This is a genomic window from Halorubrum sp. SD41 (assembly GCF_058630335.1).
Genome location: NZ_JBZVGZ010000023.1, coordinates 1 through 12,455 on the forward strand (window position 1 = coordinate 1; position 12,455 = coordinate 12,455).

Genomic DNA, 12,455 nt, shown 5'->3' on the forward strand with positions numbered 1-12,455 from the left:
CGGGGTGGGACTCAAAGGGGCAGTCGTGAGGACAGCGCAGGCGACGCAAGCACTGGAAGGAGCGAACGAAGTGAGCGACTGAAGCGCGCAGCGAGCGTGCGCTGTCCTCGCGACTGGGGCTTTGGAAGTATTCTCCGCCGATCCGTTGTCAGCTATTTATAACCGAGCGACTGGGGCTTTGGAAGTGTTTGCCGTCGATCCGCAGTCTGCTATTTATAACCGAGCGACTGGGGCTTTGGAAGTGTTTGCCGCCGATCCGCAGTCTGTTATTTATAAATGAGCGGCTGGAGCTTCGGAGCGGTTCGCCGTCGCTCCGTCACCGGAGTCTGATCTCGCTTCCTCGCGACAGCCCCGGCCGGTTGTTACAGTTTTAAGCCCGCCGGCCGCAACCACGTACCATGGGATTCGACGAGATGGACGTCGACACGATCTGGAAGAACGGGGAGTTCCTCGACTGGGAGGACGCGACGACCCACGTTCTGACCCACGCGCTCCACTACGGGAGCGGCGTGTTCGAAGGCGTCCGCTGTTACGACACGGAGCAGGGACCGGCGATCTTCCGCTGGGAGGAACACCTCGACCGGCTGTTCGACTCCGCGAAGATGTACGACATGGACATCGAACACTCCCGCGAGGAGATCACCGAGGCGACCCTCGAACTGCTCGACCGGCAGGACCTCGACTCCGCGTACATCCGGCCGATCGCCTACTACGGCTACGACTCGCTGGGCGTCTCCCCGAAGGACTGCCCGACCGACCTCGTCCTCGCGGCGTGGCCGTGGGGCGCGTACCTCGGCGAGGAGGCCCTCGAAGACGGCGTCGACGTGATGGTCTCCTCGTGGCGGAAACACGCCTCCTCGCAGGTGCCGACGAACGTGAAGACGACCGGCCTCTACGTCAACTCCATGCTGGCGGGCGAGGAGGCGCGCCGGAACGGCTACGTCGAGGCCATCGTCCTCAACAAGGAGGGCAACGTCGCGGAGGGCCCCGGCGAGAACATCTTCATGGTCAACGACGGCGAGATCTACACCACCGGGCCCGCCCAGTCCATCCTCGAAGGGATCACCCGCGACACCGTGATCGCCCTCGCCGAGGAGCGCGGCTACGAGGTCCACGACGAGGCGGTCATCTCCCGCGGCCAGCTGTACACCGCCGACGAGCTGTTCTTCACGGGCTCCGCCGCGGAGGTCACCCCGATCCGCTCGGTCGACGACACCGAGATCGGCGCGGGCACCCGCGGGCCGGTCACCGAGGAGCTCCAGCAGGCCTTCTTCGACCTGGTCGAGCGGCGGACGGACGACCACGACGAGTGGTTCACCTACCTCTAAGCCGGGACGTCTGACCACGGGCGGACGCCCCGAATCGCCTCACTCGGCCGAACTGCTTCCCTCCGCCGCCGACCCCTCCCCGTCGCCGGGGGTCCCGTCGGTCCGGACGTGTCCGAACCCGTCGGCGGTGTCCGCGCCGTCGCCCTCGCCCGGGTTCTCCTCGTGGACGGGGACCTGATGGGCCGACTCCGCGAACCCGGCGGAGAGGACGCGGGTCATCCCCTCCTCGACGGTCTCGCCGGTCTCCTCGATCTTCTCGGGCTCGACCTCGATGACGAAGCCGGTGGTGATGTTCGGCGCGGTCGGCATGAATAAGACGATCTTGCCGTCGCGGGTCTTCTTCCCGGTGCGGAACGCGGTCATCCGGATCCCGGGCCACGTCTCGATGTACACCGGGCTCTGCAGCTCGTCGGTGCCGGAGACGGCCGTCTCGATCGCGAGCTTCGAGGCGTTGTACACCACCCGCAGCGCCGGGATACGGTTTATCGCGTCGTCCACCGCCGACTCCGCTAAGCGTCCGAGGGTGGTCCGCATGAAGTAGCCGACCGCGAGGACGACGGTCGCGAACACCGCGAACGCGATCACCACCCGGGAGACGGGCTCTAACGGCGCCGGGATGACCTCGGGCTGGAGCCCCTCGATGAGCGGGATCGAGGCGATGTACTGGTAGATCCAACGGAGGACTAAGAGTAAAACGAGGAGCGGCGACAGCACGATGAGCCCGCTGGCGAAGTCGCGTTTCCACGTGGACATCTATCGGATAGGTATGTGTCGGCAATCCTTAAAGGGGCTTCTACGCGTCGACGGCCCGCGGTCGACCCGCCCGGATTCGCCCCGACTACCGCCCCAGCACCGCACGCGCCGCGAACGTCAGGTTCTCCTTGCGCTCGCGGACGCGCCGATAGAAGTACGAGAGCCACTTGTCGCCGTACGGCGCGTACTGGTACACGTCGACCCCCTGCGCGGCGAGGTCGCGCTGCGCGTCCTCGCGGACCCCCATCAGCATCTGGACCTCGTAGTCGGCGCCGTGCTCGCGCGCGAGCCGGTCCGCCAACGAGATCATCTCGGGGTCGTGGCTGCCGACCGCGATCCCCCGGTCGCGGCGCTCGAAGAGGAAGCGGAGGTCGTCGCGGTACGCCTCGTCGACGCGCGCCTTGTCCGTGTACGCGATCGACGACGGCTCGTCGTACGCGCCCTTCACGAGCCGGATCTTGCCCGGGACGTCGACGAGGCGGCCGAGGTCGTCCGCGGTCCGCCTGAGGTTCGACTGGACGCACTGGCCGACGCTCCACGGGTAGTCGGCGGCGATGGACTCGAAGGCGTCGAGGGTGGCGTCGGTGGTGTCGGCGTCCTCCATGTCGCACCAGACGAACGCGTCGAGCTCGGCGGCGCGCGCGACGATCTCGCGGTAGTGCTCCTCGAACAGGTCCACCGAGACGTCCATCCCGATCTGGGAGGGCTTCACGGAGACGCAGGCGTCGAGGCCGCTGTCGGCGATGTCGTCGAGCAGTTGGAGGTAGGCGTCCGCGTCCGCGCGGGCGCCCGCAACGTCGTCGTAATGCTCGCCGAGCAGGTTCAGGATGACCGCGACGCCGTCCTCGTTCGCGGCGCGGGCGTGGTCGAGGGCCGCCGGAACGCTCTCGCCGGCGACGAACCGCCGGGCGATCGGGGGGATCATACGTACGGTTCCGGTCGGCGCGAACTTTACTGTTGCCGACCCGGCGGCCGTGACCGCGAGTCCGCGTCGGGAAGGGCGACCGGGAGGAGGGGGAAAGGGCGTCGCGACGGAAACGGATCCGGGGTTTATAACACGCCGCGCGCCGCCGGTGGGGACATGATCGGTTCGCTCGTCGCGACCGCGTTCTGGGCGATGCTCCCGGCGTACGTCCCCAACAACGCCGCGGTGCTGGCCGGCGGCGGACGCCCCATCGACGGCGGGCGCGAGTGGCGCGGCGCGCGGCTGCTCGGCGACGGGAAGACGTGGCGCGGCACCGCGGTCGGGACCCTGGTCGGCGTCCTGCTCGCGCTCGGGCTCAATCGCCTCAGCGACCCCGCGGGCGCCGCGCTCGGCGCCGACCTGCCGACGTTCGCGCTCCCGGCGGCGTTCGCGCTCGCGTTCGGCGCGATGTGCGGCGACATCGGCGCCTCGTTCCTCAAGCGCCGGTCCGGGCGCGAGCGCGGCGCCGCGTTCCCCGGGCTCGACCAGCTGGACTTCGTCGTCGGCGCGCTGGGACTCGTCTTCCTCGTCGACGCCGACTGGGCGCTCGCGGTGTTCACGCCGCGCGTCCTCGCCGTCGTCCTCGTGATGACGCCCGTCCTCCACGTCGTCACGAACGTCGGCGCGTACGCGCTCGGGCTGAAGGACGAACCGTGGTGAGCGGGGCGTAGCCGTCGTTCGTAGCCCAGTGCCGTCGGAAGTTTCGCATCGTCGGTTATTTTCCGAATAACCGACCGTTTATCGATGAAATTCGCAGCGACGAGAACGGCAGAAAGATATATATGCTGGTGTGGCATACCATATCACGCATGTCCAGTAGTGCACCCAGCTCGGACGACGACGTGTTCGACGAGTTCCTCTCCGACCACGGCCACGAGACAGAGATCGTCGACTGGGAGCGGTCCTATAACAAGCTCCAGTGTCCCGAGTGCGGTGCGCTCCACGAGGAAGGGTCCGCGCGGTGTTCCGTCTGCGACTGGCGGCCGAACTGACGCCCGGGTCGACGCCCGGTTCCGCGAATTTTCTTTCCGTCATACTCCCCGGTAGTATTATGTGGAATTACTCGATAGTGACTACCATGCCGACGTGTCAGAACTGCGGTTCGTTCGTGACGACGGATTACGTTCGGGTGTTCACCCCGAACGAGGTCGATCGGCCCCGCGTCTGTCCGGCCTGCGAGGACATGGTCCGCGACGGCGCCGACGTCCGCGAAGCGCGCGCGACGCGGAGCAGCTGACGAGCCGACCGAGCGACGAGCCGACCGAGCGACGAGACGCCGCACCGGCGGGGCCGAACCGGGACCGGGGTCGACGATCGCCGAGCCACGGCGTTTAAGGAGAGTCGGAATCTGGGGGTAATAATGACTGATACCACGGTGACGCGGCTGTTCGGGGGCCCCGGGAGCGGGAAGACGACCGCGCTCCTAGACCGCGTCGAGGAGATCCTCGAGGCGGAGGACGCCGACGTCCGCGACGTACTCGTCGTTTCGTACACGCGCGCGGCCGCGGCGGAGATCCGCGAGCGGCTCGCCGAGCGCCTCGACGTCTCGCCGCGCAGCCTCCAGGGGAACGTGAGTACGATGCACGCGAAGGCGTACGAGCTGCTCGACCTCTCGCGGGGCGACGTGGTCGGCGAGGACGACAAGGAGGCGTTCTGCGAGGAGTACGGCATCGAGTTCGAGGACCAGCACGGCGGCGCCGGCCGCCGAACCGCGCGCTCGACGACCATCGGCAACAAGGTCATCGCCACCTCGCAGTGGCTCCAGCGCACCGAGCGCGACGTGGCCGACTGGTACGACGTGCCCTTCCAGTGGAACGTCGAGGAGGTCCGGCTCCCGCCGGAGGAGGACCCCAACGCCCAGCAGGGGAACAAGTACACCCCGACGTGGCCCTCCGACGACGACCGGATCGACATCCCCGAGACGATCCGTGCGTGGCGCGCGTACAAGGGCGACAACGACCTCGTCGGCTTCGCGGACATGCTCGAACGCGTCGCGCAGCGCTCGCTCGTCCCGAGCGTCGACTACCTGATCATCGACGAGTTCCAGGACATCACGACGCTCCAGTACAACGTCTTCGAGGAGTGGCGCCCGCACATGGACCGGGTGCTGATCGCCGGCGACGACGACCAGGTCGTCTACGCGTGGCAGGGCGCCGACCCCGACCTCCTCCTCGACACCGACGTCGACGAGGACGTCGTCCTCCCGAACTCCTACCGGCTCCCCTCGGAGATCCTCAACGTCGTCAACGCCGAGATCCGGCACATCGACAAGCGCCAGGAGAAGGACCTCCACCCGCGCAAGGAGGGCGGCACCGTCGAGGCGATCGAGTCGCCGTCGATGATCGAGCTGGTCCGGAACGTCCGGTACACCGTCGAGGACGACGAGGGCGACATCATGTGCCTGTTCCGGGCGCGCTACCAGATGTTCGACTTCATCGACGAGTTCATCGACCACGGCATCCCGTTCACGATGCTCACCGACGGGCGGATGTGGACCGACCGTGTTCAAGACTACGTGAGCGCGATCGAGAAGGCCGAGGCCGACGAGCCCGTCACCGGACTGGAGGCGCGGCGGCTCGCCGACATGCTCCAGGAGTCGGCGTTCGGCACCCACGACCGCGAGGAGTTCTACGACTACCTCGACGACCGCGAGGAGGCGGCCGACGCCGACGACGTCTCCCTGATCGAGATCCCGGCCGACACGCTCGACGAGTACATCCCGTTCATGCCGGACACCGCCAGCGCGGACGACATGGTCCGGAAGGTGACGAGCTTCCAGCGCAAGTCGATGGGCGCGTACTTCGAAGGCGAGTATCAGGGCGCCGATCCGACCCGCGTCCGCGTCGGCACCATCCACTCCGCGAAGGGCCGCGAGGCCGACCACGTGTTCGTCGCCACCGACCTCACGGAGAAGGTGGTCGAGCAGATGGCGGCCTCCATCGACGACCCGACCGACGTCGACGGCGTCGAGGAGTTCACGAAGGCGACGAGCCCCGTGCCCGTCCTCACCGACAACGAGCGCCGCGTCTTCTACGTCGGGATGTCCCGCGCCCGCGAGCGGCTCGTGATCATGGAGAGCCTCATCGGCGGCGCGCCGACGCTCCCGATCAGCGTCCTGCTGTTCAACGAGCTCCGCGAGGAGCCGGCCCAGGAGCTCGTCGAGGAGGTCCAGGCGGAGCTGGCCGTGCCCGAACCGGAGCCGTGAGCGGGGAGGACGCGACGCCGGAAGCCGCCGAGGGAGAGGCCGCTCCCCTCCGGACCGACCTCCGCCCGGTCGTCGAGGCGGTCCGCGAGGCCGACGCGGCCGCGCTCGTCGCCGTCGGCGACCGCTTCGACGACGACCTGCGCTACCTGACGCGGTTTTCTGGACCCGACCGCCCCTACGCGCTGGTCGTCTCCCCGGACGGCGAGAGTGCCGACCGCGTCGGGCGCGCCGTCTGCTGTGCCCCCGCGCTCTTCCGCGAGCAGGCGGAGCGGGAGTTCGTCGCGGCCGCCCGCGATCCGGCCGCCGACTCGGCGGACGACGCCGACTCGGGACCGACCGGCGACGCCGACGGAGAGTTCCACGACGGGATCGCTCGCGAGGTCCGGACCGACCGCGTCGGCGACCACGCCGGCGAGCGCGCGGCCGCGGTCGTCGACGACCTGACCGACGGGAGCGACACGGACGACCCGACCGTCCTCGCGCCCGCCTCGATCCCCCACGACGCCGCGGTGTACCTCGAACGGGCGGGCGTCGATCTCGCGTCGACGGACGCGGTCGCGGCCGCCCGGGAGCGGAAGACGCCGGCGGAGGTCGACCGGCTCCGGCGCGTCCAGCGCGCGACGGTCGCCGGGCTCGCCCGCGCCGAGGCGGTGCTCGCCGAGAGCGAGGTCGTCGGAGCGGGGGACGACGAGCGCGAAGCGGACGACCGCTCCGGCGACGGCCGCCGCCCGCCGCTCCGCTGGGACGACGAACCCCTCACGACCGAGCGGCTCCGCCGCGAGGTGAACCGCGTCCTCACCACTCGCGGGGTCCGCGACGCCGGCAACACCGTGATCGGCGCCGGGCCGTCGGCGGCCGACCTCCACTACGTCGGCGACGACCCGATTCGACCCGGCGAGACGGTGCTGCTGGACGTCTCCCCGCGCGGCCCGGACGGCTACTACGGCGACGCGACGCGGACGTTCGTCGTACGCGGCGACGGCGGCTGGGAGCGCCGCGCGTACGTCGCGGTCGAGGCCGCCCGCGAGGCCGCGCTCGACGAGGTCGAACCGGGCGTCCCGGCGAAGACGGTCCACGGCGAGGCCGCCGCGGAGCTGGCCGCGTACGGCTTCGACCCGAACGCGACCGAGGGCGAGGCCGGCTTCACGCACGGCACCGGCCACGGCGTCGGCGTGAGCCTCCACGAGGGGGCGTCGCTGTCGGGGGCGGGCGAGCTCCGCCCGGGGCACGTCGTGACGGTCGAGCCCGGCGTCTACGACCCCGAAATCGGGGGGATCAGGCTGGAAGACCTGATCGTCGTCACCGACGACGGGTACGAGATACTGGCCGAGTACCCGTTCGGAATTGTCCCGGAGAAGCGGTCGGACGCGCGCTGAGGAGCCGACCTACCGACCCGTCGCGTCGTCGCCGTCGACCGCGGCGGCGTCCGGTGACTCGGACTCGTCCGCGCCGCTTTCGCGGCCGGCGTCCGCGCTGTCGGTATCGCCGCGCAGCTGCCGGGGTAACAGCCCGGAGAGGAGCCTGCGGGCGATTCGGGCCGGATCGAGGAAGTACTGCGGGAGGACGACCATCGCGACGGCGACGACGAGGAGGCCGGCGCCGAGCGCGACCTCGCCGGCGACCAGCCGGACCACGGCGTAGTTCGCGAGCGGCAGCGCGAAGACGAGCGACGCCGCCAGCCCGATCATGTCCAGCAGTCCCAGTCGCATTGCGGCCCCGTTGATCCCCGGGGGAGAAAAGGGACGCGGCGGCGGGCCGCGAGGTCGCGGAGCCGGTCCGGTCGCCCGACGCGACCGCGCGGACCCAGAACCGATAACCGTCGCCCGCCCCCAGTTCCGGTATGTTCACCGGCATCGTCGAGGGCACCGGCGCGGTCCGGTCGCGGACCGAGACCGACGACGGACTGCGGCTGCGGATCGGCGTCGACGGGTTCGACGACCTCCATCACGGCCAGTCGATCAGCGTGAGCGGCGTCTGCCTGACCGTCGAGGAGTACGGGACCGGCCGCGCCGCGGCCGAGACAGACGGCGAGCCCGGCTGGTTCGAGGTGTTCCTCGCGAGCGAGACGGTCGCGAAGACGTACCTCGGCGACGTGCGCGAGGGCGACGCGGTCAACGTCGAGCGCGCGATGCCCGCGGACGGGCGGTTCGACGGCCACGTCGTTCAGGGCCACGTCGACACCGTCGCCGAGGTGACGGGGATCGAGCGCGTCGGCGAAGACTGGCGGTTCACCTTCGCGATCCCCGAGGGGCACGGCGACTACCTCGTCGACAAGGGCTCCGTGACGCTCGACGGCATCTCGCTGACGGTCGCCGAGAAGCGCGGCGACGAGTTCGACGTCGCGATCATCCCGACCACCTACGACCTGACGACGCTCTCGGAGAAGTCGGTCGGCGACCCGGTCCACCTGGAGGTCGACGTGATCGCGAAGTACGTCGAGAACATGCTGGACGGGTACGCCTGAGAGGTGGTGTCGCGAGGCAGGGGTCCGAAATCCCGGGCGGTTTGGCCGTGTGATTCTGGAGGCGAGACCGCAGTGGACACCGCCAAATCACCAGCTGTTCGTTTATAAATCGTTGTCTACGAATCGTTGGCAAACACCTCCAAAGCCCCAGCCGCTCGTTTATAAGCCGTTACCTACCGATCGGCAGCGAACACCTCCAAAGCCCCAGCCGCCCGTTTATAAGCCGTTACCTACCGATCGGCAGCGAACACCTCCAAAGCCCCAGCCGCGAGGACTCGCGCGACTCGCTGTGCTCCTCAGTCGCTCGCTCCGCTCGCTCCTTGCGGTGCTTGCGTCGTCGTGCTTCGTCCTCGCGGCTGCCCCTTTGAGTCCCGCCCCGCACGGCACCGCACAGCACCTCACCCCTCCCCAGCCTCGTCGGCCGGTCTCCGCTTCGCTCCGACCGGCCGACTCCCTCGCGCGTGCTCCTCGCGCCCGCTGGGCGCTCGGAGGCACGCGCCGACCGTATCACTGACCCGCTTAGCCCGGCATATCCACCGTCTTCCCTGTGGAAAGCGTCCACGAGCGAAGCGATCGGTTCCCCAAGCGAACGAAGTGAGCGAGGGAATCCGACGGCAAAAAGGCGTTTAGGCGTCGTGCGCGTCCTTCGCGCCCTTCACCGTCTCGCGGACGGCGTCGACGCCCTCGTCGTGGAGCAGGTCGCCGACGACGATCACGTCGCTGTGGGCGGCCATCTCGTTGGCCGACTCGTAGTCGCCGATCCCGCCGCCGTAGAAGAGCGTGGCGTCGTCCAAGGCGTCGTGGGCGGCCGCGACCTTTTCGGTGTCGCCGAAGGTGCCCGAGTACTCGACGTAGACGATCTCCTGGCCGAACATGCGCTCGGCCACCTTGGCGTACGCCCCCACGTCGTCGGCGCTGAGGTCGCAGTCGGCCTCCGTCAGCTGGGCGACCGACGCCTCGGGGTTCATCACGATGTACGCCTCGGTGTGGGTCCGGCTCCAGTCGAGGTCGTCGATCCGGACCCACTCCTTGTGCGCGCCGGTGATCCAGAAGGGGCCGCCGGCGTTGAACACGGTGGGGATCAGGTAGCCGTCGAGCGCCGGCGAGTCGATCACGACGCCCGGGTTCGACGGCTCCTGGTACAGCGGCACGTCGTACTCCGCTGCGGCGTCGACGACGCGCGTCATCTTCTCCGCGGTGACGTCGAGGGTGCCGCCGATCTCGATCGCGTCCGTCCCGGTCCGGCAGACGTCCTCGAAGGTCTCGCCCGACCGGAGGTCCTTGTCGGGGTCGACCTTCAGCACGTGGTCCCAGTCGTCCCACGGATTGGTCATCGGCCGAGACTCCACCGGGCGAGAACAAAAAGGTGCGGAACCTGTCCCGTCGGCCGGGCGCGTCGCCCGGTTCCGGGCGGCGGACCGCGCTCAGAGCAGGTCGTCTATCTCGTCGTTGTCGAACGCGGCCGCCGGGTCGGGCTTCTCCTCGCGCTCGTCGCGGACCGCCTGCCTGGCGCGCTCTAGGAACGCCTCCACCCGCTGCGAGCGCTCGACGCCCGCGAGGAGGACCAGGGCGGCGATCCGCTCGGAGTCGAGCGGGAAGTCCCCGCCGCGCACCTGCATCGACCCCGTCTCCTCTTGAAGCCACTTCCGGGCCTTCTCCGCGCCCTTCCGCGAGATCCGGTCCGGATCGCCCGCGACCGCGACGAGGGCCGCATCGGCGTCGGTGGCATTCGGTAGCGAGAGCCCGGTCATCACCGCGCTGCGGACCGCGCTCGTCACCGTGGTGACGTTCTCCTCCGCGTCCTCGGCCGCGGGCGCCGACGCGAACCCGACCGCGGCCATCCCGCCCGCGCGGAGCGTGTTGATCACCTCGCTCGTGTCGACGACGGACTCACCGACGCCCTCGACCGCCTCGCCGGCGGCCAGGATGAGCCCGATCCGCTTCGCCATCGAGGCGTTGATCGCCTCGTAGCCGCCCTCCATGGACTCCCCCGAGGAGCGCCACGCGTCGTTGTCCAACAGGATCGTCGCGTCCGCCTCGCGGACCAGCGTCTTCAGCGAGCGGCCGGCGTTCACCTGATACATCGTCCCCTCGTCGCGGCCGGGGAGGATTCCGACCGCGTAGACGGGGACGTCGTACACGCGGTTCAGCTCGCGGACGAGGACCGGCGCGCCGCCGGATCCCGTCCCGCCGCCGAGGCCGGCGACGACGAGTATCGCCTCGGCCTCCGCGGTGACCTTCGGCGCGAGCGCGTCCAACACCTCGACGGCGTCCTCGTCCATCACTTCCGCGCCCAGTTCGTTGTCGCCGCCGACGCCGTGGCCGCTGACGCGCGACTGCCCGACGAGGACCGTTTCGAGCGGGAGCGGGTCGAGGTCGGCCGCGGCCGTGTTGACGGCGAGCGCGTCGAGGACCGCGCCGTAGCCGGCGTCGGCGTCGAACTCCGCGAGGGCGGTCGCCAGCTTGCCGCCCGCCTGTCCGACGCCGAGGAGGACTGCCTTCATGCGGGGACGTACCACTCCCCGGAACAATACCCTTTCCCCGAGGTTTAAGAGTGAAACCGCGGGCAACGGGTCGCATGACCGACCACGCGAAGGGGGCCGAGCCGTCGAGAACGGGAACGGAGGCGGCGCCGACGGGGGCGGAACCCGAGGCGAGGGCGAGAGAGAACGAAGGGAACGATCCGAGGGATCGGATCGAGGCCCGGCTCAGCGCGGTCGAGCGCGCGGTGACCGGGAGCGACGCGCGCCCGGCGGACGCCGCCTCGGAGGCGGAGGCGACCGCCGAGCGCGAGCGGCTCGAATCGCGGCTCGACGACCTCGAGGAGCGCGTCGCGGAGCTGGAGTCGGCGACGCAGGCGGTCCGCGGCTACGCGGGGGCGGTCAGAGCCGTCAACCGCGAGGTCGAGCGGCGGGCCGACCTCGCGCTCGCGCGGGCGACCGAGGCCGGGCGAGGAAGCGGACGGGACGGCGGTGGCGACGGGATCGGTCGAGGCGCCAGCGACGGGGGAGATCGAGGCGCCGGCGACGGGACCGGTCGAGACGGCGAGAGCGCCGCGCCCGACCGAGGCGCGCGAGACGGGGACGGCCCCGACGGTGCGGTTCCGTCGGAGAGCGCTCTCGACGCCGCCCTGCCGGACGACCGGCCGACGTCCGGACCGCGTACCGGCGACAGCGAGCGCGCCGAGGACGGCGGAGACGGCGACGACGGCGCGTGGGCGACGGACGCGCTGGACCGGCTCCGGGAGTCGCTGTGAGCGGGCCGTGATCCGGGTGGTCCTCACCGTCCTCGTGGCGGTCGCGCTGCTGGCGGCGTCGATGCCCGCGGTCGAGACGGCCCGAACCGCGACGACGGCGGAGCGGATCGGCGCGGAGGCGGACCGGCTGGAGCGGGCGATCGGCGGCGTCGTCGCCGGGTCGACGCCCGTGAGCGACCCCGCGATGGCGGCGCAGACGACGGTCCTCCTCCGGGTTCCGACGGGGTTCGCCGCGGCGGACGTCGACCGCGTCGCGCTCGTCGAGCCGCCGGACCGACCAGACGGCGTCGCCCTCACGTATCGGATCGACGACCGCCCGGAGCGCACGCTCCGCGTCGGCACGGGGCCCGCGGAGACGGCGGTCGACCTCGCCGGCGGACCGGTCGAACTCCGGCCGGGCGGGGCGAACCGGATTCGGATCAAATACGTCGACGACGGAGGGCCGACGGTCCGGATCCGTCGAATTGGATAGATCCGACCGGTCG

General features: G+C 70.2%; 14 protein-coding genes. 9 read left to right on the forward strand and 5 right to left on the reverse strand.

Features of this window, described 5'->3' with window-relative positions:
- Positions 1–398 precede the first annotated feature (398 nt).
- Positions 399–1,328, forward strand: a complete 930-nt coding sequence (locus AC4NMM_RS11595; RefSeq protein WP_096394032.1) for a branched-chain amino acid transaminase — start codon at positions 399–401, stop codon at positions 1,326–1,328.
- A gap of 39 nt (positions 1,329–1,367) precedes the next feature.
- Here AC4NMM_RS11595 and AC4NMM_RS11600 read toward each other — a convergent pair whose 3' ends face one another.
- Both AC4NMM_RS11600 and AC4NMM_RS11605 read right to left on the reverse strand, forming a co-directional pair.
- Complete coding sequence (locus tag AC4NMM_RS11600) at positions 1,368–2,081, reverse strand: DUF502 domain-containing protein (protein ID WP_096394033.1); 714 nt, start codon at positions 2,079–2,081, stop codon at positions 1,368–1,370.
- Between the two features lie 85 nt (positions 2,082–2,166).
- On the reverse strand, positions 2,167–3,006 hold the full coding sequence (locus AC4NMM_RS11605; RefSeq protein WP_491924324.1) for a proline dehydrogenase family protein: 840 nt from the start codon (positions 3,004–3,006) through the stop codon (positions 2,167–2,169).
- A gap of 156 nt (positions 3,007–3,162) precedes the next feature.
- Here AC4NMM_RS11605 and AC4NMM_RS11610 point away from each other — a divergent pair, with 156 nt between their 5' ends.
- From AC4NMM_RS11610 to AC4NMM_RS11630, 5 genes are all read left to right on the forward strand, one after another.
- Complete coding sequence (locus tag AC4NMM_RS11610) at positions 3,163–3,705, forward strand: CDP-2,3-bis-(O-geranylgeranyl)-sn-glycerol synthase (protein WP_096394035.1); 543 nt, start codon at positions 3,163–3,165, stop codon at positions 3,703–3,705.
- Between the two features lie 149 nt (positions 3,706–3,854).
- Positions 3,855–4,037 carry an HVO_0416 family zinc finger protein gene (locus AC4NMM_RS11615; protein ID WP_049905922.1) on the forward strand — a complete coding sequence of 61 codons (183 nt, stop codon included), beginning with the start codon at positions 3,855–3,857 and terminating at the stop codon, positions 4,035–4,037.
- Between the two features lie 86 nt (positions 4,038–4,123).
- Positions 4,124–4,282 carry a DUF7563 family protein gene (locus tag AC4NMM_RS11620; protein WP_004598729.1) on the forward strand — a complete coding sequence of 53 codons (159 nt, stop codon included), beginning with the start codon at positions 4,124–4,126 and terminating at the stop codon, positions 4,280–4,282.
- A 123-nt stretch (positions 4,283–4,405) separates the two neighbouring features.
- A complete protein-coding gene (locus AC4NMM_RS11625; protein WP_096394036.1) occupies positions 4,406–6,250 on the forward strand; it encodes a UvrD-helicase domain-containing protein in 1,845 nt (614 codons plus the stop codon).
- Complete coding sequence (locus tag AC4NMM_RS11630; protein WP_491924325.1) at positions 6,247–7,626, forward strand: M24 family metallopeptidase; 1,380 nt, start codon at positions 6,247–6,249, stop codon at positions 7,624–7,626. The genes AC4NMM_RS11625 and AC4NMM_RS11630 overlap by 4 nt, the downstream gene beginning before the upstream one ends.
- Before the next feature lie 9 nt (positions 7,627–7,635).
- Here the strand turns inward: AC4NMM_RS11630 and AC4NMM_RS11635 are convergent, their stop codons facing one another.
- Positions 7,636–7,959: a DUF7533 family protein gene (locus AC4NMM_RS11635; RefSeq protein ID WP_096394038.1), complete on the reverse strand. Its 324-nt coding sequence runs from the start codon at positions 7,957–7,959 to the stop codon at positions 7,636–7,638.
- Positions 7,960–8,090: 131 nt separating this feature from the next.
- Between AC4NMM_RS11635 and AC4NMM_RS11640 the strand changes: the two genes are divergently transcribed.
- Positions 8,091–8,714, forward strand: a complete 624-nt coding sequence (locus tag AC4NMM_RS11640) for a riboflavin synthase (RefSeq protein WP_491924326.1) — start codon at positions 8,091–8,093, stop codon at positions 8,712–8,714.
- A gap of 626 nt (positions 8,715–9,340) precedes the next feature.
- On the opposite strand, the gene AC4NMM_RS11645 is transcribed toward AC4NMM_RS11640, so the two are convergent.
- Complete coding sequence (locus AC4NMM_RS11645; RefSeq protein ID WP_491924327.1) at positions 9,341–10,048, reverse strand: phosphoglycerol geranylgeranyltransferase; 708 nt, start codon at positions 10,046–10,048, stop codon at positions 9,341–9,343.
- 90 nt (positions 10,049–10,138) lie between these two features.
- Entirely contained in the window at positions 10,139–11,218 is a 1,080-nt protein-coding gene (locus AC4NMM_RS11650) for a tubulin/FtsZ family protein (protein ID WP_096394041.1), read from the reverse strand.
- A gap of 74 nt (positions 11,219–11,292) precedes the next feature.
- Between AC4NMM_RS11650 and AC4NMM_RS11655 the strand changes: the two genes are divergently transcribed.
- On the forward strand, positions 11,293–11,970 hold the full coding sequence (locus AC4NMM_RS11655; RefSeq protein WP_096394042.1) for a DUF7310 family coiled-coil domain-containing protein: 678 nt from the start codon (positions 11,293–11,295) through the stop codon (positions 11,968–11,970).
- Positions 11,971–11,977: 7 nt separating this feature from the next.
- The gene (locus AC4NMM_RS11660) at positions 11,978–12,442 is read left to right on the forward strand and encodes a DUF7311 family protein (RefSeq protein ID WP_096394043.1); all 465 of its coding nucleotides are present in this window, start codon (positions 11,978–11,980) and stop codon (positions 12,440–12,442) included.
- Positions 12,443–12,455: the final 13 nt, after the last annotated feature.